The organism is Thiocystis violascens DSM 198 (assembly GCF_000227745.2).
In the GTDB taxonomy this organism is placed as follows: domain Bacteria; phylum Pseudomonadota; class Gammaproteobacteria; order Chromatiales; family Chromatiaceae; genus Chromatium; species Chromatium violascens.
This window is the reverse complement of sequence record NC_018012.1, coordinates 2,838,500-2,860,928: the sequence shown is the minus strand read 5'-3', so window position 1 is coordinate 2,860,928 and position 22,429 is coordinate 2,838,500. Positions and strand designations below refer to the sequence as shown.

Annotated in this window: 24 protein-coding genes; 20 read left to right on the top strand and 4 right to left on the bottom strand. The window is 63.4% G+C overall.

The features are described 5' to 3' along the window. Positions 1–47 precede the first annotated feature (47 nt). Both THIVI_RS12625 and THIVI_RS12620 read right to left on the bottom strand, forming a co-directional pair. Entirely contained in the window at positions 48–2,486 is a 2,439-nt protein-coding gene (locus tag THIVI_RS12625; RefSeq protein WP_014778982.1) for a response regulator, read from the bottom strand. A gap of 17 nt (positions 2,487–2,503) precedes the next feature. After that, positions 2,504–3,448, bottom strand: a complete 945-nt coding sequence (locus THIVI_RS12620) for an AAA family ATPase (RefSeq protein ID WP_014778981.1) — start codon at positions 3,446–3,448, stop codon at positions 2,504–2,506. Positions 3,449–3,570: 122 nt separating this feature from the next. Between THIVI_RS12620 and mnmG the strand changes: the two genes are divergently transcribed. The 20 genes from mnmG (at position 3,571) to THIVI_RS12520 (ending at position 21,543) form a co-directional block, all read left to right on the top strand. Beyond that, positions 3,571–5,445, top strand: coding sequence for a tRNA uridine-5-carboxymethylaminomethyl(34) synthesis enzyme MnmG (mnmG, locus tag THIVI_RS12615; protein WP_014778980.1), 1,875 nt, complete (start codon positions 3,571–3,573; stop codon positions 5,443–5,445). Next, positions 5,445–6,092: a 16S rRNA (guanine(527)-N(7))-methyltransferase RsmG gene (rsmG, locus tag THIVI_RS12610; protein WP_014778979.1), complete on the top strand. Its 648-nt coding sequence runs from the start codon at positions 5,445–5,447 to the stop codon at positions 6,090–6,092. The genes mnmG and rsmG overlap by 1 nt, the downstream gene beginning before the upstream one ends. A gap of 7 nt (positions 6,093–6,099) precedes the next feature. Next, complete coding sequence (locus tag THIVI_RS12605) at positions 6,100–6,888, top strand: ParA family protein (protein WP_014778978.1); 789 nt, start codon at positions 6,100–6,102, stop codon at positions 6,886–6,888. Positions 6,889–6,901: 13 nt separating this feature from the next. Next, positions 6,902–7,858 carry a ParB/RepB/Spo0J family partition protein gene (locus THIVI_RS12600; protein WP_041447573.1) on the top strand — a complete coding sequence of 319 codons (957 nt, stop codon included), beginning with the start codon at positions 6,902–6,904 and terminating at the stop codon, positions 7,856–7,858. 164 nt (positions 7,859–8,022) lie between these two features. Further along, positions 8,023–8,403 (top strand): ATP synthase subunit I, encoded by a 381-nt coding sequence (locus THIVI_RS12595; RefSeq protein ID WP_014778976.1) that lies wholly within the window; start codon positions 8,023–8,025, stop codon positions 8,401–8,403. A 10-nt stretch (positions 8,404–8,413) separates the two neighbouring features. Further along, positions 8,414–9,283 (top strand): F0F1 ATP synthase subunit A, encoded by an 870-nt coding sequence (gene atpB, locus THIVI_RS12590; RefSeq protein WP_014778975.1) that lies wholly within the window; start codon positions 8,414–8,416, stop codon positions 9,281–9,283. 136 nt (positions 9,284–9,419) lie between these two features. Beyond that, a complete protein-coding gene (atpE, locus tag THIVI_RS12585; RefSeq protein WP_014778974.1) occupies positions 9,420–9,671 on the top strand; it encodes a F0F1 ATP synthase subunit C in 252 nt (83 codons plus the stop codon). A gap of 82 nt (positions 9,672–9,753) precedes the next feature. Next, a complete protein-coding gene (locus tag THIVI_RS12580; RefSeq protein WP_014778973.1) occupies positions 9,754–10,224 on the top strand; it encodes a F0F1 ATP synthase subunit B in 471 nt (156 codons plus the stop codon). Positions 10,225–10,233: 9 nt separating this feature from the next. Further along, on the top strand, positions 10,234–10,773 hold the full coding sequence (locus THIVI_RS12575) for a F0F1 ATP synthase subunit delta (protein WP_014778972.1): 540 nt from the start codon (positions 10,234–10,236) through the stop codon (positions 10,771–10,773). Between the two features lie 13 nt (positions 10,774–10,786). Then, on the top strand, positions 10,787–12,328 hold the full coding sequence (gene atpA, locus THIVI_RS12570; protein ID WP_014778971.1) for a F0F1 ATP synthase subunit alpha: 1,542 nt from the start codon (positions 10,787–10,789) through the stop codon (positions 12,326–12,328). Between the two features lie 136 nt (positions 12,329–12,464). Beyond that, entirely contained in the window at positions 12,465–13,328 is an 864-nt protein-coding gene (gene atpG / locus THIVI_RS12565) for a F0F1 ATP synthase subunit gamma (protein WP_014778970.1), read from the top strand. Positions 13,329–13,448: 120 nt separating this feature from the next. Further along, entirely contained in the window at positions 13,449–14,834 is a 1,386-nt protein-coding gene (gene atpD / locus THIVI_RS12560; RefSeq protein WP_014778969.1) for a F0F1 ATP synthase subunit beta, read from the top strand. Positions 14,835–14,846: 12 nt separating this feature from the next. Beyond that, positions 14,847–15,272 (top strand): F0F1 ATP synthase subunit epsilon, encoded by a 426-nt coding sequence (locus THIVI_RS12555; RefSeq protein WP_014778968.1) that lies wholly within the window; start codon positions 14,847–14,849, stop codon positions 15,270–15,272. 98 nt (positions 15,273–15,370) lie between these two features. Further along, positions 15,371–15,865: an FKBP-type peptidyl-prolyl cis-trans isomerase gene (locus THIVI_RS12550; protein WP_014778967.1), complete on the top strand. Its 495-nt coding sequence runs from the start codon at positions 15,371–15,373 to the stop codon at positions 15,863–15,865. Between the two features lie 70 nt (positions 15,866–15,935). Next, positions 15,936–17,303: a bifunctional UDP-N-acetylglucosamine diphosphorylase/glucosamine-1-phosphate N-acetyltransferase GlmU gene (gene glmU, locus THIVI_RS12545; protein ID WP_014778966.1), complete on the top strand. Its 1,368-nt coding sequence runs from the start codon at positions 15,936–15,938 to the stop codon at positions 17,301–17,303. Between the two features lie 60 nt (positions 17,304–17,363). Beyond that, the gene (gene moaB, locus THIVI_RS12540; RefSeq protein ID WP_014778965.1) at positions 17,364–17,894 is read left to right on the top strand and encodes a molybdenum cofactor biosynthesis protein B; all 531 of its coding nucleotides are present in this window, start codon (positions 17,364–17,366) and stop codon (positions 17,892–17,894) included. Between the two features lie 6 nt (positions 17,895–17,900). Then, positions 17,901–19,157, top strand: coding sequence for a molybdopterin molybdotransferase MoeA (locus THIVI_RS12535; RefSeq protein WP_014778964.1), 1,257 nt, complete (start codon positions 17,901–17,903; stop codon positions 19,155–19,157). Between the two features lie 27 nt (positions 19,158–19,184). Beyond that, entirely contained in the window at positions 19,185–19,439 is a 255-nt protein-coding gene (gene moaD, locus THIVI_RS12530; protein WP_014778963.1) for a molybdopterin converting factor subunit 1, read from the top strand. A gap of 197 nt (positions 19,440–19,636) precedes the next feature. Further along, a complete protein-coding gene (locus THIVI_RS12525; RefSeq protein WP_014778962.1) occupies positions 19,637–20,518 on the top strand; it encodes an ABC transporter ATP-binding protein in 882 nt (293 codons plus the stop codon). A 2-nt stretch (positions 20,519–20,520) separates the two neighbouring features. After that, entirely contained in the window at positions 20,521–21,543 is a 1,023-nt protein-coding gene (locus tag THIVI_RS12520) for an ABC transporter permease (RefSeq protein ID WP_014778961.1), read from the top strand. A gap of 14 nt (positions 21,544–21,557) precedes the next feature. Here THIVI_RS12520 and THIVI_RS12515 read toward each other — a convergent pair whose 3' ends face one another. Next, entirely contained in the window at positions 21,558–21,851 is a 294-nt protein-coding gene (locus tag THIVI_RS12515) for a hypothetical protein (RefSeq protein WP_157174441.1), read from the bottom strand. A 77-nt stretch (positions 21,852–21,928) separates the two neighbouring features. Next, entirely contained in the window at positions 21,929–22,324 is a 396-nt protein-coding gene (locus THIVI_RS12510) for a septal ring lytic transglycosylase RlpA family protein (protein ID WP_014778959.1), read from the bottom strand. Between the last annotated feature and the right edge of the window lie 105 nt (positions 22,325–22,429).

Genomic DNA, 22,429 nt, shown 5'->3' with positions numbered 1-22,429 from the left:
ATGCGTCGTTGTTCCGCGACCCGAGCGCCAGCGCTGCCTGGATCGGCTCAAGACGCCCGCGTCCGATCGAACCAGTTGACGACCGTGCCATGCAGTTCCCTGAGCCCGAGCGGCTTGCTCAGATAGTCGTCCATGCCCGAGTCCAGGCATTGCTCCCGGTCACCGGGCATGGCGAGCGCCGTGAGCGCGATGATGGGCGTCAGCCGGAACGCCGGATCCGCGCGGAAGCGACGGGTCGTCTCCAGTCCGTCCATCTCGGGCATCTGCACGTCCATCAGAATGATGTCGGGGCGTTGCTCGCGGGCCAGGGCGAGCGCCTGGCGGCCATTGCTGGCCGTCATGACATCGCAACCTTTGATCCGCAGATAGGTTGCCAGCATGTCCAGGTTGCTTGCATTGTCGTCAACCAGCAGGACGCGTGGTTGCTGGTGCGCAACGGCCGGGGCGCCCGGGGCGTCCGCCGCCGGAGACTCCCGCGGGAACCGGTCCGCGGTCTGGGCGTCTGGCTCCCACGGCAGGATGATATCGAAGCGGCTACCCTGTCCGACCTGGCTCTGAACCTCGATCCGTCCCTGGTGCAGTTTGGCCATGCCCGCGGCGAGCGCCAGACCAAGCCCAGTGCCGTCGTATTGCCGCGCGGGCCGACTGTCCAACTGGACGAAGGGTTGGAAGAGTCGCTCGAACTGATCGGCGGGAATCCCGACGCCCGTATCCCAGATGCCGATCCGCACCTCGCGCTGGCTGGCGTCCGCGCTGACATCCAGCCCGATCGTTCCGCCCTGTCGCGTGAACTTGACCGCGTTTCCGAGCAGGTTGACCAGCATCTGCTTGAGTCGGCGACTGTCTCCCCGCACCAGACGGGCCTTGGGGTCGAGGTTCGTCGAGATCCCGATGTCCTTGCGCTTGGCGGCGGGACCGATCAGACGCAGGCTGGCGTCGCAGAGCTGATTCACGGGCACCTCGTCCCAGCGCAGGATCATCTGTCCGGAGGCCACCCGCGACATGTCGAGGATGTCGTTGATGAGTTCGAGCAGATGGGTTCCGTTCTCATGGATGATGCGGGCGGCCTTGTCCTGCTGTTGGCTCAACGGGCCGAGCAGACCGTCCCCCATGGTTTCGGAGAGCCCGAGGATGGAGGTGAGCGGGGTGCGCAGCTCATGGCTCATGGCGGCAAGGAACTCGTCCTTTGCCTGTGCCGACCGCGCCAGTTCGGCATTGGCCCGATCCAGTTCCAACGTCCGCAGGCGTACCCGCTCGGCCAATTGGCCGCGTTCCTCCGCGAGTGCGTGATGGGCGATCCGCAAGGCGGTCTCGGCGTCCTTGCGCGCCGAGATGTCGGAGAAGGTGACGACCGCGCCCATCAGCGCCCCTTCCCGGTGGATGGGGTTTGCGTGATATTCGACGGGGAAGCTGCTGCCGTCGGCCCGCCAGAACACCTCGTCGTCGACGCGGGCGGGCACTCCATCGAGATAGGTGGACACGGCCCTGCAGCAGTGCGCCGGATAGCGTGCCCCGTTCGCCAGCGAATGATGCACCGTCTCGTGCATGTCGCGGCCCGCCAGGTCTTGGTGTGTCCGGTAGCCGAGCATCCGTGTGGCGGCGGGGTTGCAGAAGACGCAACGCCCTTTCGTATCCACGCCATAGATCCCTTCGCCGGTCGACTCCAGGAGCAGGCGCGATCGAGCCTCGCTCTGGCTCAGACTCGCCTGGGAGTGCGCCAGGTTCGACTGCATCGTCTTGAGCGCGGCCAGCATCTGGGCCTGTTCGTCGAGACCGCTCACCTCGATCGGAGTGGAAAAATCGCCCGCGCTGACCCGCCGAGCGATCGCCGTGACGGTGGCGATCGGCTGTCCGATGGTGCGATCGACCAGCCAGAGGAGGAGCAGGACCGTGCCGCTCAAGACACCGGCCAGCAACAGCAGGATCCGTCTTTCCATCGCCCCGGTCGAGGCGTCGAGCTGCGTCAGCGCGACGTTCTTCTGTTCGATGGCGGCATTCACGACCTCATCGATCAGATCGGTTGGTTCGCGATCGATGCCGCGCAGGCGCCGGTCGACCGTTAGATGCGGGCTCGGCTCCTCTGGCCGATAGAATGCAAGCGCGGCACGGTACTCCCGACCCAACCGCCGATGTGCCTCCAGAAAGCGGGCGGCGGTGGCACGCGCCGATGCGTTTTCGGTCAATAATTCGGCCAGTTGTTCGACGGCCTCTCGTGTGCGCGCCTCTTCCTGCTCGAAGCGGCTGAAGTAGTCCGCAAAGAGTTCGGCATCCTGCCCGCGCAGCAGGATGTTTTTCCATTCCTGAACCTGTTTCTTAAAGCGGACCTGCGCCGAGAGCGCGCTGGACACGATCCGCGAGTTGGCCTCGCGGATCTCCGACGCCCGCTCACCCGCCTGTCTCAGGAGTTGGAAACCCTGGAAGCCGGCGACCAAATTGACGGCGAGGATGGAAATCAGACCGAGGGCGAGTTTCGTGCGGATCTGCATGGAATAACGGTGCCGTTTTACAGGGGAACGCCAGCGAGGAGGTAGGCAGCAATTTGCTCCTCCCCAATCCGCTCTCCCGGTTCCCCGCCCGTCAGCCGATGTACGGTGCAGGCGGGTAACACGGCCTGAACGTCCTCGGGAATCACATAGTTCCGTTTCGCGAGCAACGCCCATGCCTTGGACGCACGGAGGATCCCCAGCCCCGCGCGGGGCGAGAGTCCATAGGCGAAGCGATCGGAACCCCGTGTAAACTGAAGGATGGCGTGTACGTAGTCTATGATGGGCCGCGCCGCGTGGATGTCGGTGACCCGCTGCTGAAGCTCTAGGAGTTGCGCGTTGCTCAGTGCCGGCGCCTGGCGCGCGACCATGGCGCGGCGATCCTCGCCGGCGAGCAGCAGCTTTTCCTGCTCGGCGTCTGGATAGCCCAGACGGATACGCATCAGGAAGCGGTCCAACTGGGACTCGGGCAGCGGAAAGGTGCCGACCTGAAAAAGCGGATTCTGGGTGCCGATGACGAAGAAAGGTTCCGGGAGTGGGCGGGTCTCGCCCTCGACCGTCACTTGGCGTTCTTCCATCGCCTCCAGCAGCGCGCTTTGGGCCTTGGGCGTGGCCCGGTTGATTTCGTCGGCCAGCACCAGTTGCGAGAAGATGGGGCCGGGATGGAAGCGGAAACCCTCGGCGGCTCGGTCATAGACCGAGACTCCGATGACATCGGCGGGCAGCAGATCGCTGGTGAACTGGATGCGCGCATAGTCCAGGCCCAGCAGGCGCGCGAGCAGGTGGGCGAGGGTGGTCTTGCCAACGCCGGGCAGATCCTCGATCAGCAGATGCCCGCGCGCCAGCAGACAGGCGAGCGCGAGTCGCAGTTCGCGATCCTTGCCGAGGATCACGGCGCGAGCGCTGTCGAGGATCGCGTCCGGAAGACTGGCGTCGCGTTGCGGTTGGCGGTGCGACAGGCTCATCGGTCGCCGACTCCGGTTCGGACGCATTGACGCCAGGAAGCGAAAAAGTCTCTCTTTTCAATCGGCTCAGTCGTCCCGATTTGGGTTAAACTAACGGGCTTCATTGGATCAGGCTTCCTGTCATGTTTGCGAGCGATCAGTACGATGTCGTGGTGGTTGGGGGCGGTCACGCCGGCACCGAGGCGGCGTTGGCCGCCGCCCGTTGCGGGGCGCGTACCCTGTTGCTGACCCAGAATATCGAGACGCTCGGTCAGATGAGCTGCAACCCGGCGATCGGGGGCATCGGCAAGGGACACCTGGTCAAGGAGATCGACGCGCTCGGCGGTCTCATGGCCCGCGCCGCCGATCGCGGCGGCATCCAGTTTCGCATTCTCAACGCCAGTAAGGGTCCGGCGGTGCGCGCCACCCGCGCCCAGGCGGATCGCGCGCTGTACAAGGCGGCCGTGCGCGTCGCGGTCGAAAACCAGCCCGGCCTGTCGCTGTTTCAGCAGACCGTCGACGATCTCCTCGTCGAGCAGGATCGCGTGATCGGCGTCCAGACTCAGATGGGTCTGCGGTTCATGGCCCCCGCGGTCGTTCTGACTGTCGGCACCTTTCTCGGCGGACGCATTCATGTGGGGCTCTCCAACTATGAGGGCGGGCGGGCCGGCGATCCACCTGCCAATGCGCTAGCGCGGCGTCTGCGCGAGTTGCCTTTCCGGGTCGAGCGGCTCAAGACCGGCACGCCGCCGCGCATCGACGGGCGCACCATCGATTACAGCCGACTCGTCGCACAGCCCGGCGACGCGCCGGTGCCGGTCTTTTCCTATCTGGGGAGCGCCAGCGACCATCCGCGCCAGGTCAGTTGTCATCTCACCTCCACCAATGAGCGCACGCACGACATCATCCGTTCCGGTCTTTCCCGTTCGCCGCTCTTTACGGGACTGATCGAAGGGATCGGTCCGCGCTATTGTCCATCGATCGAAGACAAGATCGTGCGTTTCGCCGACAAGAACTCGCATCAGGTCTTCGTGGAGCCGGAAGGGCTCGACACCCATGAAGTCTATCCGAACGGCATCTCCACCAGCCTGCCCTATGATATTCAGGAGTCGCTGGTGCGTTCCATCCCTGGGTTCGAACGGGCGCATCTGACCCGCCCCGGTTATGCCATCGAGTATGACTTTTTCGATCCGCGCGATCTGGCGCCGACGCTGGAAACGCGGCATCTGCGCGGGCTCTTTTTCGCCGGCCAGATCAACGGAACCACCGGTTACGAAGAGGCCGGCGCCCAGGGTTTGCTGGCTGGCGTCAACGCCGCGCTTCAGGTCCAGGAGCGCGAACCCTGGCTGCCGCGTCGCGACGAGTCCTATCTGGGGGTGATGGTCGACGATCTTGTCACCCGCGGAACCAGCGAACCCTACCGGATGTTCACCAGCCGCGCCGAGTACCGGCTCACGTTGCGCGAGGACAATGCCGATCTGCGCCTGACCGAGACGGGCCGTCGGCTTGGCCTGGTAGGCGAGGCGCAATGGCGGCACTTCGCGTCCAAGCGCGAGGCGATCGAGCGCGAACGTCAGCGGCTGCGCGAGACCTGGATTCGGCCCGACGCGATTGACCAGTCCCTCGCGGCCGAGGTGCTCGGCGAGCCCCTGCGCCGCGAGGCGCGGGCGCTGGAACTCCTGGCTCGCCCCAAGGTGGGCTACCAAGGCATCCGCCGGCTGATTGGCGAGCCGCCGGAGCCCGTCGCGGCGGAGGTCAGCGAGCAACTGGAGATTCAGTCCCGCTATGACGGTTACATCACGCGCCAACGCGCCGAGATCGACCGTCAGCGCGAGCAGGAAAGCAAGGCGTTGCCCGAGGGGTTCGATTTCGATCGCGTGCGCGGTCTCTCGAAGGAGGTGTGCGAGAAATTCAAGCGGGTCCGGCCCGTCACCGTGGGTCAGGCCGCGCGCATCCCCGGCGTGACCCCGGCGGCGGTCTCGCTGCTCCTGATCCACCTCAAGCGTCAGTCCGCCTGATGGAATCGGGCGCGGCCGAACAGTCGGTGATTGAGGAGCGGCTGGTCCTGGGGGCCGCTCGGCTGGGACTGACGCTGACGTCGGGCCAGCAATCGCGGCTGCTCCAATTCCTGGCCCTCCTGGCGCGCTGGAATCAGGTCTACAATCTGACTGCGGTTCGCGATCCTCTGGAGATGGTCGCGAAACATCTGCTCGACAGTCTCGCGATCCAGCCTTTCCTTTGCGGCGATAGCGTGCTCGATATCGGGACCGGCGCCGGCCTGCCGGGATTGCCGCTGGCGATCCTGGAGCCGGCTCGCCGCTTCACGCTTCTGGACGGCAACGGGAAAAAGATCCGCTTCGTGCGCCAAGCGGCGATGGAGCTGGAGCTCGGCAACGTCGAGCCCGTCCAGGCGCGCATCGAGACATACCGGCCGGGTCGAAAATTTAGTACCATCGTCAGCCGCGCGGTCGCGGAAGCCGATCTTCTCTGTGTCCTGAAGGCCGATCTGCTCGCGCGTCCAGGCCGACTGCTCCTGATGAAGGGTCGCCATCCTGACGAATCGCCAGACAATCGGGGATGGCCGCCCGAAGCGCTGACGGTCCACCGCCTGACTATTCCTTTCCTCGACGTACCCCGTCATTTGATCGAACTCCGGAGTGACTGAGCCGACCATGGTCAACATCATCGCGATCGCCAATCAGAAAGGCGGTGTCGGCAAGACCACGACGGCGGTCAATCTGGCCGCCTCGCTGGCGTCCATGAAGCATCGCGTGCTGCTCGTGGATCTGGATCCCCAGGGCAATGCCACCATGGGCTGCGGGATCGACAAGCACGCGCTCGACGTGACGGTCTGCGATCTGCTGTTGAGCGACATCGCTCCCGCCGACTGTCTGAAGCGTATTGACGAGCCGTCGCCAGGGTTCGATCTGCTGCCCTCGAATGCCGACCTGACCGCCGCCGAGATCGGCTTGCTCGATTCGCCCGAGCGCGAGCGGCGACTGCTCAAGGTGCTGGCCAGCGCGGCGGGCGCCTACGAGCTGGTGATCATCGACTGTCCGCCGTCCCTGAACATGCTTACGGTCAACGCGCTGGTCGCGGCCCAGGGTGTGCTGATCCCGCTTCAGTGCGAGTACTATGCGTTGGAGGGGCTGTCTTCCCTGATCGATACCATCGAGCAGATCCGTGCGAGCCGCAATCCGGAACTGCGGATCGAAGGCATCCTGCGTACCATGCACGATCCGCGCAACAATCTGGCCAATCAGGTTTCGACGCAGCTCGTCACCCATTTCAAGGATCAGGTCTACCGCACCGTGATCCCGCGCAATGTGCGTTTGGCCGAGGCGCCGAGCCATGGTCAGTCGGCGCTGCTCTACGATCCGTTGTCCAAGGGATCCATTTCCTACCTGGCGCTCGCCAGCGAAGTCCTGAGACGTTTGGATAAACGCCAGCATGCCGCCTGATCCGAAACGCAACATGGATATCGATCAAAAGCAACCCATGAAAAAACGGGGACTGGGCCGAGGGCTGGATGCATTGCTGGGCGCCGCGCGCGCGCCCGAGGTGCCGATCGAGCCGTCCGCGGGGGGCGTCGAGGTTTCCGCGTCCGGCGATCGTGCGGAGATCCTAAACAGCGAGCGCTTGACGCATTTGCCGTTGGAGCGGATCCAGCGGGGACGCTATCAACCACGCCGTGAGTTCGACCTGGATGCAATGCGCGAATTAGCTGACTCCATCGTCGCTCAGGGGGTCATTCAGCCGATCGTGGTGCGCCCCCTGGCAGGGTCGCCGGCGGACGCGCGGCGTTATGAAATCGTTGCCGGCGAACGTCGCTGGCGCGCCTGCCAGATGGCGGGGCTCGCTACCATCCCGGTGGTGGTCCGCGAGGTGGACGAGCCGACGGCGCTCGCGATCGGGTTGATCGAGAATATTCAGCGCGCCGACCTCAACCCGCTCGAAGAGGCCGGTGCGTTGGATCGTCTCATCACCGAGTTTGGTCTGACCCATCAGCGGGTCGCCGAGGCGGTGGGAAAATCCCGCACGACGATCACCAACCTGCTGCGGCTTCTGGATCTCAATGCCGATGTCAAGACCCATGTGGAGCAGTCGCGCCTGGAGATGGGCCACGCCCGCGCGCTGCTTGGCTTGAAAGGGGCCGCGCAGAGCAAGACCGCCGAACAGGTGGTTGCCGCCGGCCTGTCGGTACGCGAAACCGAGCGGCTCGTGCGTCGCCTGCAGCAGAGCGATGACTCTAGCGAGTCCGTCGAGCGTCCGTCGGATACCGACCCGAACATCCATCGTCTGCAAACCGATCTGACCGATCGGCTCGGCGCCCAGGTCCAGATTCGCCATGGCAGCCGGGGTGCGGGAAAGCTGGTGATCGCCTATAACAGTCTGGACGAACTCGACGGTATCCTCGCGCATATCCAATGAGTGCGGGATAACCGCCCCGCGTCACGGCGGGCGCCGTTTCGCACCATCCTGAATCCAGCCGTCGGCGCCGTTTTAAAACGCATGGGTTGCGTTGACCCTCTATCGGCAACCCCTTATACTGCGCGCTCGGTGAACGGCGTGCTCACCCCACTGAAGACGATCTCATGCAACAGCCGGGGGCTTTCCAAGCCAAAAGGATTCTGAAAATCCAGTTTGTGTTTGGATTAGCGATGACGATCCTCGCCCTGCCGTTCGGCAACTCGGTTGCAATTTCCGTTCTGGTCGGGTCAGGAACCTGTCTGCTTGCAAACACCCTGCTTGCGGCCTGGTTCTTTCGCGAATATCGGGCTGCCGAAATCGCACGCCTGGCCATGCGTTTTTACCGCGGTGAAGCCGCCAAAATCGCATTGATTCTCGGGCTGTTTGCCACCGCTTTCGCGGTGATCGATAGCCTTAATGTTCCGGTCATGCTTGGGGCCTATGTTGCCGTCCAAGTCATACCAACCCTGATCGCCGCCCAATTCGGCAGTCGAAACATGACGTGAGAGATGATTGATGTCCTCTTCCGAAGCGCTCACCTCCCAGGGATATATCCAGCACCATCTCACGAACCTGACTCTCGGCGTCCATCCGGAGCATGGGTTCGGTTTCGCGCATTCGAGCGCCGAAGCCGCTGAAATGGGATTCTGGGCCATCAATATCGATACGATGTTCTTCTCGATCCTGCTGGGCGTCCTGTTCATCTGGTTTTTTCGGGGCGTCGCCGAACGCATCACGGCTGGCGTACCAGGCACGGCGCAGAATTTTGTCGAATGGATCGTCGATTTCGTGGAAGAAAACGTGCGTGGTTCATTCAGTGCCCGGAACCCCATGGTCGCGCCGCTGGCGCTGACCATCTTCGCCTGGGTCTTCATGATGAATCTGATGGACCTGCTGCCGGTCGATCTGCTCCCGTATCTCTTCGGGCAGTTCATGGCGGTCTTTGGCGCCGATCCGCATCACGTCTTCCTCAGGGTCGTCCCGACGACGGACCCGAACGCAACCTTCGGCATGGCGTTGATGGTCTTCTTTCTGGTGCTCTATTACAGCGTCAAGATGAAGGGTGTCGGCGGTTTCCTGGGCGAATTGACCCTGCAGCCGTTCGGCAAATGGGGCATGCCCGCCAATCTGCTGCTCGAAGGCATCAGCCTGCTCTCCAAGCCGCTCTCGCTGGCACTGCGTCTCTTCGGAAACATGTATGCCGGCGAGATGATCTTCATTCTGATCGCGCTGCTCTATGGCGGCGGTGTCGTGCTTAACATGACGGGCGGTCTGCTGCAGTTCGTCTGGGCCGTCTTCCATATCCTGATCATCACGCTCCAGGCATTCATCTTCATGGTGCTGACCATTGTCTATCTCGACATGGCGCATCAGGAGCACCACTGATCGACGGCATCCTTGATCGACGTGGCGTCGGTCAAGGATTCGATTCGACCGATGTTTTTCAACCGATGACTTTTTCACACTCGACGATCGTTTTTCTACGAGCGATTCGTCGCAACACTTAAACCTGGGGGAACTCATGGAACTCGAAGTCGCACAAGCATTCGCAATGGCCATCAAATACATCGGCGCCGGTCTCATGCTCGGTCTCGGCGCGGTCGGCGCTGGCGTGGGTATCGGCGTCCTCGGTGGCCGCTTCCTGGAAGGCGCCGCGCGTCAGCCGGAACTCATCCCAATGCTGCGCACCCAGTTCTTCATCGTCATGGGTCTGGTCGACGCGCTGCCCGTCATCGCGATCGCCATGGGTCTGTATCTGATGTTCGCTGCCTAATCGACGTCCCGCTCCCGCCAGGGTCGCGGCCTATCCGCCAGTCACCCTGATTCGGTACGAGGCAAAGGCACGAGGCAACGCTATGAATATCAATCTGACTCTGTTTGCCCAGATGATCGCCTTCGCGGTGTTCGTCGGGTTCTGTATGAAGTATGTCTGGCCGCCCATCGTCAATGCATTGGCTGAGCGCAAGACGAAAATCGCCGAGGGTCTAGCCGCTGCCGAGCGTGGCCATCAGGAAAAAGCCCTGGGCGAACAGCGCGCGCTGGAACTCATGAAGGACGCCAAGGCCGCGGCGGCCGAGATCGTCGGTCAAGCCCAGAAACGGGCCACCGAGATCGTCGAGGAAGCCAAGGGCGACGCGCGCGCCGAAGGCGGTCGTCTGGTTGCGTCCGCGCAGGCGGAGATTGATCGCGAGACCAATCGCGCACGCGAGGAACTGCGTGAACGGGTCGCGTCGCTTGCCGTTGCGGCGGCGGAAAAGATTCTCCAAAAAGAGATCGATGTCGCGGCGCACCGTTCGCTCGTCGACTCGTTCGCCAAGCAGCTCTAGGGATCACCCATGGCCGGAGACATAACCACCATCGCGCGTCCCTATGCCGAAGCGGTCTTCGAGCGCGCCAAGGAGACCGGACAGATCGATGCCTGGTCGCAGGCGCTGGAACTGCTTGCGACGGTGACTGCGGACGCCGGTCTGGCCGCCCAGATCGGTAACCCGAGCGTCCCTCGGGAGCGCGTGCTCGAGATCATCCTTGATGTCTGCGGAGAGGGCCTTCACGCGGAGGCCGCGAATTTCCTGCGATTGCTGTCGCGCAATGCGCGTCTGACCGCAATGCCCGAGATTGCACGACTCTTCGAGGTCAGCCGCACCGCCGATCAAGGTGTGAGTCATGTGCTGATCCGCAGTGCCTTCGAACTCGGCGACGATGAGCTGGAGTCACTCTCCGCGGCGCTCACCAAGCGTTTCGGCGGTCAGGTCGACCTGACGGTCGAGACCGACAGCGCGCTGATCGGCGGGATCGAGATTCGCGCCGGGGACCTCGTCATCGACGACTCGGTTCGCGGAAAGATCAAGCAACTGGCCCACGCTTTGCAATTCTGAACTGGACACCGCCATGCAACTGAATCCATCCGAGATCAGCGATCTCATCAAGCAGAAGATCGAGAAATTCGACCTTCAGACCGAGGCCCGGACCGAAGGCACCATTGTCAGCCTGACCGACGGTATCGTCCGTATCCACGGCCTGTCAGACGCCAAGTATTACGAAATGCTGGAGTTTCCGGGCGGTGCCAGTGGTCTGGCGCTGAATCTGGAGCGCGACTCGGTCGGCGCGGTCATTCTCGGCGACTACACCCACCTTTCCGAGGGTGACTGGGTTCGTTGTACCGGCCGTGTCCTGGAAGTGCCGGTTGGCGAAGGGCTGCTCGGTCGCGTCGTGGACTCGCTCGGCGCCCCCATCGACGGCAAGGGTCCGATCAATGCGTCTGGAACCTCGCCGATCGAAAAGGTCGCGCCAGGCGTCATTGCCCGCCAGTCGGTCGATCAACCCGTGCAGACGGGCATCAAGGCGATCGACGCCATGGTTCCGGTGGGCCGCGGTCAGCGCGAGCTGATCATCGGCGACCGCCAGACCGGCAAGACCGCCGTTGCCATCGACGCCATCATCAACCAGAAAGGCACTGGCGTTAAGTGTATCTATGTCGCCGTGGGGCAGAAGAACTCCTCCATCGCGGCCTTGGTGCGCAAGCTCGAAGAGCATGGCGCCATGGATCACACCATCATCGTCGCCGCCGCCGCCGCCGAATCCGCCGCGATGCAGTTCATCGCGCCTTATGCCGGCTGCACCATGGGCGAGTATTTTCGCGATAAGGGCGAGGATGCGCTGATCGTCTATGACGATCTGACCAAGCAAGCCTGGGCCTATCGTCAGGTTTCCCTGCTGCTGCGCCGTCCGCCCGGTCGCGAAGCCTATCCGGGCGACGTCTTCTATCTCCACTCCCGTCTGCTGGAGCGCGCCGCGCGCGTCAACGCCAACTATGTGGAAAAGGCGACCGACGGCAAGGTCACCGGCAAGACCGGCTCGCTCACCGCGCTGCCGATCATCGAGACTCAGGCCGGCGACGTGTCCGCCTTCGTGCCGACCAATGTGATCTCCATCACCGACGGTCAGATCTTCCTGGAAACCGACCTTTTCAACTCCGGTATCCGTCCGGCCATCAACGCGGGCCTTTCGGTCTCGCGTGTCGGCGGCGCGGCCCAGACCAAGATTATCAAGAAGCTCGGTGGCGGTATCCGTCTGGCGCTGGCCCAGTATCGCGAGCTGGCGGCCTTCTCGCAGTTCGCCTCCGACCTGGACGAGGCGACCCGCAAGCAGTTGCAGCGCGGCGAGCGCGTCACCGAACTCATGAAGCAGACCCAGTACTCGCCGATGGGCGTGGGTCAGATGGCGGTCTCGCTGTTCGCCGCCAACGAAGGCTATCTGGACGACGTGGATGTCAAGAAGGTCGTGGATTTCGAGCACGCCCTGCAGAGCTACATGAAGTCGGCCCAGGCCGAGTTGCTCGCGAAGATCGACGACACCGGCGATTATTCCGATGACATCCAGAAAGGGATGCATGCCGCGATCAAGGACTTCAAGGCCAACAACACCTGGTAACAGCCGCCAGCGATCAGCCACCAGCCTCCAGCAAAGAGGTCGGCGGTTGGCAGGCTGCGTCTCGACATCCATCGAACCTCCTCGATCCGCCAGCCCACGGGCTGGCGGCTGGAAGCTGGAGGCTGGGAGCTAAGCAATGGCAGGCGCCAAAGAAATCCGTACCAAGATCGCAAGCATCAAGAGTACGCAGAAGATCACCAAGGCCATGCAAATGGTCGCGGCCTCGAAGATGCGCAAGGCTCAGGAGCGCATGTCAGCCTCCCGGCCCTATGCGGAAAAGATGCTTCAGGTGATCAGTCACCTCGCAAAAGCCACGCCCGAATACCGCCATTCCTTCATGGCTACGGAGCGTGAACTGAAGCGCGTTGGCTATATCGTGGTTTCCTCCGATCGCGGTCTCTGCGGCGGTCTGAACAGCAATCTGCTGCGGCGTCTTGTGATCGACGTCAAGGAGCGGCAGGCCGCGGGGATCGAGCCCGTGTTCTGCGCCATCGGTTCCAAGGCGCTCGGTTTTTTCAAGCGTTTCGGGGGGCAACTCCTCGGTCAGGCGACGCATCTAGGCGATAAGCCGCATATCGAGGATCTGATCGGCACGGTTAAGGTCATGCTCGATGCTTACGAGGCCAAAGAGATCGATGCGATCTATATCGTGGGCAACGAGTTCGTGAACACCATGACGCAGCGCCCGCTGATCCGCCAACTGGTTCCGATCGCTGGCGAGGCGCGGGATCCGATGCCCTACCACTGGGATTACATCTACGAGCCGGATGCGCGCACGGTTCTGGATGCGCTGCTCACCCGCTATCTCGAATCGCTCGTCTACCAGGCGGTGGTCGAGAATAGCGCCTGCGAGCAGGCCGCCCGGATGGTCGCCATGAAGTCCGCCTCGGACAATGCCGGCAATCTCATCGGCGAGCTTCAGCTCGTTTATAACAAAGCACGCCAGGCCGCGATCACGCAGGAAATCTCCGAGATCGTGAGCGGCGCCGCCGCGGTTTGACCGCCGCCGGATGACGCGGATGACCCGCGCCCGATCAACCGATCAGGGCGCGAGTGATCGAGGCGCAGGACCAGATCCAGACAGAATCGCAGACGCCGCAAGGCAGAAGAGGAAAAGACTATGAGTTCCGGTAACGTGGTGGAAATCATCGGCGCCGTCGTGGACGTTCAGTTCCCGCGCGGCGAGATGCCCAAGATTTACGAGGCACTGAAGATCGACTCGATGGGTCTGACGCTTGAGGTCCAGCAGCAACTCGGCGACGGCGTGGTGCGAACCATTGCCATGGGCTCAACCGATGGCCTGCAGCGTGGACTCGATGTCCTGAAGACGGGCGCGCCCATCCAAGTGCCAGTTGGTCAGGCGACCCTGGGTCGCATCATGGACGTGCTGGGCAATCCCATCGACGAGTTGGGTGACGTACCGTGCGAAGAGCGCTGGTCCATCCATCGCGCCGCGCCCAAGCTGGAAGACCAGGCCGCGTCCACCGAGATCCTGGAAACCGGCATCAAGGTCATCGACCTCATCATGCCGATCGCCAAGGGCGGCAAGGTCGGTCTGTTCGGCGGTGCCGGCGTCGGCAAGACCGTGACCCTGATGGAGCTGATCCGCAACATCGCCGCCGAGCACTCCGGCTTTTCGGTGTTCGCCGGCGTCGGCGAGCGCACCCGCGAGGGCAACGACTTCTATCACGAGATGAAAGAGTCGAACGTGCTCGACAAGGTGGCGCTGGTCTACGGTCAGATGAACGAGCCCCCAGGCAACCGTCTGCGCGTGGCGCTGACCGGCCTGACCATGGCCGAGTTCTTCCGCGACGAAGGCCGCGACGTGCTGCTGTTCATCGACAACATCTATCGCTACACCCTGGCCGGCACCGAAGTCTCCGCGCTGCTCGGGCGCATGCCGTCCGCCGTGGGCTACCAGCCGACCCTGGCCTCCGAGATGGGCGCCCTGCAGGAGCGCATCACCTCCACGCGCACCGGCTCGATCACCTCCTTCCAGGCCGTTTACGTGCCTGCGGACGACTTGACCGATCCCTCGCCAGCCACCACTTTCGCGCATTTGGACGCGACCCTGGTGCTCTCGCGTCAGATCGCCGAGCTGGGCATCTATCCCGCCGTGGATCCGCTGGACTCCACCAGCCGTATCCTCGACCCGAACGTGGTCGGCCCGGAACACTACGAGACCGCCCGTGCGGTGCAGGGGACGCTGCAACGTTACAAGGAACTCAAGGACATCATCGCCATCCTTGGCATGGACGAACTCTCGGACGACGACAAGCTGGCCGTGTCGCGCGCTCGCAAGATCCAGCGCTTCCTGTCGCAGCCGTTCTTCGTGGCTGAGGTTTTCACCGGCGCGTCGGGAAAATTCGTCCCCGTCAAGGAGACCATCAAGGACTTCAAGGCGATCGTCAACGGCGACTACGACCATCTCCCCGAGCAGGCCTTCTACATGGTCGGCGGGATTGCCGAGGCCGTGGCCAAAGCCGAAAAGATGGCGGCCAGCTAAGGGGGATCTCCCATGGCAATGACAGTACGTGTCGATATCGTGAGCGCCGAGGGCGCCATCCACTCCGGTCCCGCCACCATGGTCTACGCGACCGCGGAGATGGGCGAGGTGGGTATCGCCCCCCGTCACACGGCCTTTATCAGCCGGCTCAAACCGGGCGACGTGCGGGTCGAGAACGAGCAGGGCGAGCAGGAGCATTTCTATGTCTCCGGCGGCATGCTGGAAGTGCAGCCGAATGTGGTGACGGTCTTGGCCGACACCGCGATCCGCGCCCGCGATCTGGATGAGGCCGCGGCGCTGGAAGCGAAACGCCGTGCCGAGGACGCGCTGGCCGGTCAAACCGCCAAGTTCGAGTACGCCAAGGCTCAGGTCGAATTGGCCGAGGCCGTCGCGCAGTTGCGGGCGATCGAGAAGCTGCGGAAGATGAAGGGGCGCTGATTCGCTGCCCAGGCGGTCACGGCCGCCGGCACCCTGACAAACGCCCCCGGTCGAGACGACGGGGGCGTTTGCGTTTACGTGTGGAGAGAGGCATAAGCATGTCGGATCAAACGATTGGCGACGGCAAACTGGTCTCGTTGACGTACCGCATCGCCGATGCGGCTGGCGCCATCCTGGAGCAGACGGATCTTCCCGTCACCTACATTCAGGGTGGGCAGACCGAACTGATCGGCGGGATGGATGCCGCGATCCGCGGAAAATCCGTGGGCGACGAGGTCGAGTTGCGGCTCGGTCCCGATCAGGGCTTTGGCCCGCATGATCCAAGCCTGACCTTTACCGACGACCTGGAGAATGTCCCGCCGGAATTCCGCTTCGTCGGCGCCGAGGTCCAGATGCAGAGCGACACCGGCGAGGTCAAGACCTTCCTGGTCACCCGTATCGAGAACGGCAGGCTCACGGTCGATGGCAACCACCCGCTAGCTGGCAAGTCGCTCGTGGTCCATGTCCGCATTCATGAGGTGCGCGACCCCACGCACGCGGAGCTGAGCGCCGAGTTGGGCGTCTGCAACCTGCCGGGCGGAAGTCTTCACTAATTCGGAAATTCTTCAGGAATTTCTGAATATCTAGAAATCGTTTCGAGATCAAATCCGGGACTTGCAACGTATGAAACTAGGTGTCGTGATACTGGCCGCGGGTCTCGGTAAACGGATGCGTTCCAGTCTGCCGAAGGTTCTTCATCCGCTCGCCGGCAAACCATTGTTGGCGCATGTGCTCGACGCCGCAAACCAGCTCGGTGCCGCACGGCGGGTCGTCGTCTTCGGTCACGGCGGCGAACAGGTCCAGGCGGCCCTGAGCGGGCACGACTGCCTCTGGGTCGAACAGGCCCGGCAGCAGGGCACCGGCCATGCGGTGCTCCAGGCGATGCCGGCGATGAGCGGGATGGATCGGGTGCTGGTGCTGTATGGCGACGTGCCCCTGATTACCCCCGAAACCCTCCGCCGCCTGCTCGCGGCGAGCGCGGATACCCGTCTGGGGCTGCTGACGGCCGAACTGCCCGATCCCACCGGCTATGGCCGCATCCTCCGCGATGCGCGGGGCCGCGTGACCCGCATCGTCGAGGAGAAAGACGCCACGCCGGCGGAGCGGGGCATTCGCGAGATCAACACCGGATTTCTGGTCGCCGATCGCGCCGGTCTGGACGACTGGCTGACCCGGATCGGCAACAACAACGTGCAGGGCGAATATTATCTGACCGATATCACCGCGCTGGCGGCCCAGGATGACGTCCAGATCGCGAGCGCCCAGCCGGGCACGCTCGCGGAAGTGATTGGCGTGAACGATCGGGTCCAGCTTGCCGAATTGGAACGTAGCTACCAGCGCGCGGCGACGGAGCGGCTGATGCGCGCGGGCGTGACCCTGGCCGATCCGGCGCGTTTCGATCTGCGCGGAATCCTGCACGCAGAGACCGATGTCAGCCTGGACATCAATGTCATCGTCGAGGGTGAGGTTTGGCTCGCCGCCGGGGTTCGCGTCGGCCCCAACTGTCTGCTGAAAGACTGCATGATCGGCTCCGGGACTGAAATTTTCGCCAATTGCGTCATCGAGGGCGCCGAGGTTGGCGCGAACGCCCGTATCGGACCCTTCGCGCGACTGCGTCCAGAGGCCAAGCTTGCCGCGAACACCCATGTCGGAAATTTCGTCGAGATCAAGAAGGCGACTCTGGGGCAGGGCAGCAAGGTCAATCACCTGACCTATCTTGGCGACGCCGAGGTCGGTGCGGGCGTCAATATCGGCGCCGGCACCATCACCTGTAACTATGATGGCGTCAACAAATCCCTGACCCGGATCGGCGATGGCGCCTTCATCGGTTCCAATACGGCCTTGGTCGCACCCGTGACCGTTGGCGAGCGGGCGACGATTGGCGCGGGATCCGTCATTACTCGCGATACGCCGGCCGACCAGCTCACGCTGGCTCGTGGGCGTCAGACCAGCATTCCCGCCTGGCAACGGCCCCGGAAAAAAACTGACTGAACTGCTCCGGATGTCTGGATATCAGATGTGAAGGCTATAGCATCAGTGAAGAGGTGAATGATGACCGGGCATTTTGCGGAGCAGCCATTCCTGCCGCTCAACATCGCGCTTCTGACCGTCTCGGACAGTCGGAGCGAGGACCAGGACACCTCCGGCAAACTGCTGAAGGAGCGGGCCGAAACCGCCGGTCACCGGGTTGTGGCGAAGGAGATCGTCCGCGACGATGTCTATCAACTGCGCGCGGTGGTTTCGCGCTGGATCGCCGATCCCGAGGTGAACGTCATCCTGAGCACCGGCGGAACCGGCGTCACCGGGCGCGACAGTACGCCCGAGGCCGTCACGCCCCTGCTCGACAAGGTGGTCGAGGGCTTCGGCGAACTTTTTCGTCAGATCTCGTTCGCCGAGATTGGCGCCTCGACCCTCCAGTCGCGCGCCTTCGCCGGATTGGCCAACGGCACCTTCGTCTTCTGTCTGCCGGGCTCGACCGGCGCCTGCCGAACGGCTTGGGATGGGATCCTGCTGCCCCAACTGGATATCCGCACACGGCCCTGTAATTTCGCCCAACTCATCCCGCGTTTGCGCGAACGCTGAAGCTCTATGACGACCCACAACGACTGCCCGGCTCCGGCCACGGAAAAACGCCCCACGCTGACCAAGCAGGAGGCTATCGACTTCCTGCTGTCGCGGGTCGAGCCGATTGCGGACAGCGAATCCATCCCGACCGACACGGCGCTCGGGCGCGTGCTGGCGGCGCCGGTGACAAGCGCCATCGCTGTCCCCGGCTGGGACAACAGCGCCATGGACGGATACGCCATCCGTCACGTGGACCTGGCCGCGCAGGACGGCTGGCTGCGGGTCAGTCAACGGATTCCAGCCGGGTCGACCGGCGTCGATCTGGAGCCAGGCACCGCCGCGCGCATCTTCACCGGCGCGCCCGCCCCGGACGGCGCCGATACGGTGGTGGTGCAGGAAATCTGCGAGCGCGACGGCGACCGGGTGCGTATCCCGCTGGACTGCAAGGCTGGCGCGAACATCCGCCGCGCCGGCGAGGACATCCGCGCCGGGGCCGAGGTGATCGCCGCCGGGACGCGGCTCGCGCCCCAGCATCTTGGGCTGGCCGCCTCGGTTGGCGTCGCGCGTTTGCCGGTCTATCGGCGTTTGCGGGTCGCGGTCCTGGCCAGCGGTGACGAATTGGCGATGCCGGGCGAGCCGCTGGGTCCGGGCCAGATCTACAACTCCAATCGCTTTCTGCTCATCGGCCTGCTGCAAGGCTTGGGCTGCGAGGTCGTGGATCTCGGGATCGTCGCGGACACCCTGGACGCGACCACCGACGCACTGACGCGCGGGGCGCGCGAGTCGGACCTGATCCTCGCCAGCGGCGGGGTGTCGGTCGGCGAGGAGGATCATCTCAAGTCTGCGGTCGAGAAGATCGGTACGCTGGATCTCTGGAATATCTCGATTCGCCCCGGCAAGCCGGTCGCGTTCGGCTGGGTCCAGGGCACGCCGGTTCTGGGCGCGCCCGGCAATCCCGTGTCGCTCTTCGTCACCTTCTGTCTGTTTGCCCGCCCGGTGGTGCTGCGGCGTCAGGGGACGGCGGGGGATCTCGCGCCGCGCGTCCTCAAAATCCGCGCCGGGTTCGATTGGCCGAAACCGGACAAACGGAGCGAATTTCATCGCGCGCGACTTCAGACCGGCGACGATGGTGAGCCCGAACTAGCGGTCTTTCCGACCCGCTCCTCGGCGGTTCTGTCCTCGGTCGCCTGGGCGGACGGTCTGATCGAGATTCCGCCGGGGCGGGCGATCCGGCGGGGCGAGTTGGTTGATTTCATGCCGTTTGCCGATTTGTTGCACTGATCTGTCCATTGAGCGAGCCCCGACGCGATGATCAAGATTCTCTACTTTGCCCGACTGCGCGAACGGCTCGGCTGTCATGAGGAACGACTGGAGTTGCCAGCGGGAGTCGGCACTGTGGCGGATCTGCTGGCGCATCTGCGTGCGCGCGGCGGACTCTGGACGGAGGCGCTTGGCGAGGGCGAGCGACTGATGAGCGCGGTCAATCAGGCGATTGCACAGCCTCGAACGCCCCTTCTCGAAGGCGACGAGGTTGCATTTTTCCCGCCGGTGACCGGTGGCTAAGGAGCCGTCCATCAACAACTTTCCCCGGTCTCGGCGTCGCCCGCAAGCGGGCTCCTGCGCGCCCCGTCGGAGCCCGCTTGCGGGCGACTTGGCCGTCGGTTTAAGCGATTCGGGAAATTTTTGCTGGACGGTTTCTAAGTTTGCTTCCTCCAGTCATTGTGAAATCCGGACGCTGGCATCGTCCCAGGGGGAGCCTCGTGACAACGCTCATCGAAGCGCATGATCTGATCCGGCTCTATCCCGGCGTGCGCGCCGTGGATGGCATCAGCTTCAGGGTCGAATCCGGGCAGTGTTTCGGTCTGCTGGGACCGAACGGGGCGGGGAAGACGACGACCCTGGAGATGCTGGAGGGCATCCAGCCGCCGACCTCGGGATGCGTGCTGTTCAAGGGGCATCCGCTGGATCGAGAATATCGTCAGTCCATCGGCATCCAGTTCCAGGTCACGGCCTTGCAGGATTTCCAGACCGTGAGCGAGTCGCTGGCCATGTTCGCCAGTCTCTATCGGCGCACGGCGGAGCGCGAGGAGCTGATCCGGCTGTGCAATCTGGACGAGATTCTGGATCGCGACACGCGCAAGCTCTCGGGCGGTCAGCGGCAGCGTCTGCTGCTGGCGGTCGCGCTGGTCAACGATCCCGAACTGGTGTTTCTGGACGAGCCGACGACCGGACTCGACCCCCAGGCGCGGCGCAATTTTTGGGGCCTGATCGAACGGGTCCGCCGACGCGGAACGACCGTGGTGATGACCACGCACTACATGGAAGAGGCCGAGCGGCTGTGCGACCGGATCGTGATCGTCGACCGGGGGCGTCTGATTGCCGAGGGCAATCCGCGCGCGCTGATCGACGCACATTTTCCCGCGCGCCTGATCCGTCTGCCGGATGCGGCTTGGCCGGCGGGGGTTCCGCTCCCGTCCGGCGCCGTGGCGCGCGACGGCGAGATCGAAATCCAGACCGATGAGGTGCCGCCCATGCTGGCCGAACTCGAACGTCTCGGTGCCGATCTGGCCGGTCTGCGGGTGGCGATTCCGAATCTGGAAGACCTCTTTCTGAAACTGACCGGGCATGCCTTAAGGACTTGATGATGTGGCGCCGAATCCTTGCCATCCTGGTCGCGCGCAATCGCGAGTTCTATCGCGACCGCGCGGGACTGAGCTGGAACATCCTGATGCCGATCATGATGGTGCTGGCCTTCGCCTTCATTTTTCGAGCCGAGCCGGAGGATCTGCTCAAGGTTGGCGTCGTCACGCCGGACGGTCAATTGACCAGCGTGTCCTCGCCCTTTCTCGACCTTGAATACATCGACTTCATCCCGCTCACCGATCCGGATGCGGCCATCGTGAAAGTCGAACGGCATCAGTTGGATCTGCTGCTCGATCCGCGCGGCTCGCCCGTTTACTGGCTGAACGCCGAGTCGCCCAAAGGGTATCTGGCCGAGCGTCTCCTGCTGGGCGCCTATCCCTCGCGAGCCGATCCGGCGCCGCAACGCCTGACCGTGAGCGGCGAGGCGCTACGCTATGTGGATTGGGTGCTGCCCGGCGTGCTCGCGATGAACATCATGTTCTCCAGCTTCTGGGGCGTCGGCTGGGTGATCGTGCGCTATCGCAAAAATGGCGTGCTGCGCCGGCTCAAGGCAACACCGCTCAGCCCCTGGGAGTTTCTGACCGCGCAGGTGGTCTCGCGGTTGATCGTGGTGCTGTCGGCGAGTCTGGTGGTCTATCTGGGCGCCGCGCTGCTGCTGGATTTTCCGATGCGCGGCTCCTATCTGGCGCTGGCGCTCGTCTATCTGGCCGGCGCTCTCTGCCTCATCAGCATGGGTCTGATCGTGGCGGCGCGTCTGCGCACCGAGGAGGTGGCCGATGGGATACTCAATCTGGTGTCCTGGCCCATGCTGCTGCTGTCGGGGGTCTGGTTCTCGCTGGAGGGCGCGAGCGCGGCGGCGCAGGCGTTTTCGCGTTTGCTGCCGCTGACGCATCTGGTGGAAGGCGCCCGGCGGGTGATGATCGATGGGGCTGGTGTCATTGATGTCTTGCCTCAGATCATCTTGCTGGGCGGGCTGGCCGTGCTCTTCCTGAGCCTGGCCGCCTGGCTGTTTCGATGGGAATGAACAAGCGAGAGAGTTCAGAGCCTCTCCTCGTCTCGATCGCGCTTGCGATAGGTCTGGCGCATCCGCCAGATGATGGCGCCAACGATCGCGAGCAGGCATCCCGAGCCGAACATCAGTGGATTTGACGCCTGTAACATGGCAAGCCCGCCGAAAAGCAGCAAGGCATAGGGGAGGGCTTCGTAGAGTGTTTTCGGAATCCAGAACATTGGGTTGATCGACCCTGTCACGGTGTTGGCTGAACGGAAAATGCCAATGGGGTCCATTCCTGGCAGACCATAAAAAAAACCCGCTTGGAACATCGCTTCCAAGCGGGTTTTTCGCGGTCGATTATAAAACTGGTCAGACGGATATTTCCATATCCAAAGCAGGGCTATCCTGCTGTCGATCAGGAATCATGACGCGGGGGCAGGCTCAGGACTTCGAGTTTGACGCTGGTCACTCCCCTTTTGATCATCCCCAATTCGCTGGCGGCCTCGCGCGAGAGGTCGACGATACGGCCCTTGACGAAGGGGCCGCGGTCATTGACCCTGACCACGATGCTGTTGCCCGTCAGGGTGTCGGTGACGCGGATCTGGGTGCCGAGCGGCAGGGTTTTGTGAGCGGCGCTGAGCCGGTTTTTGCTGTAACGCTGGCCGCTCGCCGTCTTTTGGCCATGCAGGCTGTCGTGATAGTAGGAGGCCATGCCTTTTTGGGTGTGACCGGGATTCGGGCGGGCCTGGGACTCGAAGGCGATGGGGAGCAGAGTCATCAGGAGCGCGGCGGTTGTCAGGGTCTTTGTCATGAGGCCAATCTCTTTCAAGGGACCGGCGATTCCGACGATAAGACAGGTCGGGATCGCGGTCGTTGAACGAACAATGGCCCAAGTCTACGGGAAAACCCTATATGG

What these genes read in the sequence shown, in the direction of transcription:
- THIVI_RS12595 (WP_014778976.1), top strand. Translation starts at nt 8,023, where the DNA reads ATGCAACAGCCGGGGGCTTTCCAAGCCAAAAGGATTCTGAAAATCCAG.
- THIVI_RS12605 (WP_014778978.1), top strand. Translation starts at nt 6,100, where the DNA reads ATGGTCAACATCATCGCGATCGCCAATCAGAAAGGCGGTGTCGGCAAG.
- THIVI_RS12575 (WP_014778972.1), top strand. Translation starts at nt 10,234, where the DNA reads ATGGCCGGAGACATAACCACCATCGCGCGTCCCTATGCCGAAGCGGTC.
- THIVI_RS12555 (WP_014778968.1), top strand. Translation starts at nt 14,847, where the DNA reads ATGGCAATGACAGTACGTGTCGATATCGTGAGCGCCGAGGGCGCCATC.
- atpB (WP_014778975.1), top strand. Translation starts at nt 8,414, where the DNA reads ATGTCCTCTTCCGAAGCGCTCACCTCCCAGGGATATATCCAGCACCAT.
- THIVI_RS12600 (WP_041447573.1), top strand. Translation starts at nt 6,902, where the DNA reads ATGGATATCGATCAAAAGCAACCCATGAAAAAACGGGGACTGGGCCGA.
- mnmG (WP_014778980.1), top strand. Translation starts at nt 3,571, where the DNA reads ATGTTTGCGAGCGATCAGTACGATGTCGTGGTGGTTGGGGGCGGTCAC.
- THIVI_RS12520 (WP_014778961.1), top strand. Translation starts at nt 20,521, where the DNA reads ATGTGGCGCCGAATCCTTGCCATCCTGGTCGCGCGCAATCGCGAGTTC.
- THIVI_RS12625 (WP_014778982.1), bottom strand. Translation starts at nt 2,486, where the DNA reads ATGCAGATCCGCACGAAACTCGCCCTCGGTCTGATTTCCATCCTCGCC.
- moaB (WP_014778965.1), top strand. Translation starts at nt 17,364, where the DNA reads ATGACCGGGCATTTTGCGGAGCAGCCATTCCTGCCGCTCAACATCGCG.
- rsmG (WP_014778979.1), top strand. Translation starts at nt 5,445, where the DNA reads ATGGAATCGGGCGCGGCCGAACAGTCGGTGATTGAGGAGCGGCTGGTC.
- atpE (WP_014778974.1), top strand. Translation starts at nt 9,420, where the DNA reads ATGGAACTCGAAGTCGCACAAGCATTCGCAATGGCCATCAAATACATC.
- THIVI_RS12550 (WP_014778967.1), top strand. Translation starts at nt 15,371, where the DNA reads ATGTCGGATCAAACGATTGGCGACGGCAAACTGGTCTCGTTGACGTAC.
- THIVI_RS12580 (WP_014778973.1), top strand. Translation starts at nt 9,754, where the DNA reads ATGAATATCAATCTGACTCTGTTTGCCCAGATGATCGCCTTCGCGGTG.
- atpG (WP_014778970.1), top strand. Translation starts at nt 12,465, where the DNA reads ATGGCAGGCGCCAAAGAAATCCGTACCAAGATCGCAAGCATCAAGAGT.
- THIVI_RS12510 (WP_014778959.1), bottom strand. Translation starts at nt 22,324, where the DNA reads ATGACAAAGACCCTGACAACCGCCGCGCTCCTGATGACTCTGCTCCCC.
- glmU (WP_014778966.1), top strand. Translation starts at nt 15,936, where the DNA reads ATGAAACTAGGTGTCGTGATACTGGCCGCGGGTCTCGGTAAACGGATG.
- THIVI_RS12620 (WP_014778981.1), bottom strand. Translation starts at nt 3,448, where the DNA reads ATGAGCCTGTCGCACCGCCAACCGCAACGCGACGCCAGTCTTCCGGAC.
- THIVI_RS12535 (WP_014778964.1), top strand. Translation starts at nt 17,901, where the DNA reads ATGACGACCCACAACGACTGCCCGGCTCCGGCCACGGAAAAACGCCCC.
- atpA (WP_014778971.1), top strand. Translation starts at nt 10,787, where the DNA reads ATGCAACTGAATCCATCCGAGATCAGCGATCTCATCAAGCAGAAGATC.
- atpD (WP_014778969.1), top strand. Translation starts at nt 13,449, where the DNA reads ATGAGTTCCGGTAACGTGGTGGAAATCATCGGCGCCGTCGTGGACGTT.
- moaD (WP_014778963.1), top strand. Translation starts at nt 19,185, where the DNA reads ATGATCAAGATTCTCTACTTTGCCCGACTGCGCGAACGGCTCGGCTGT.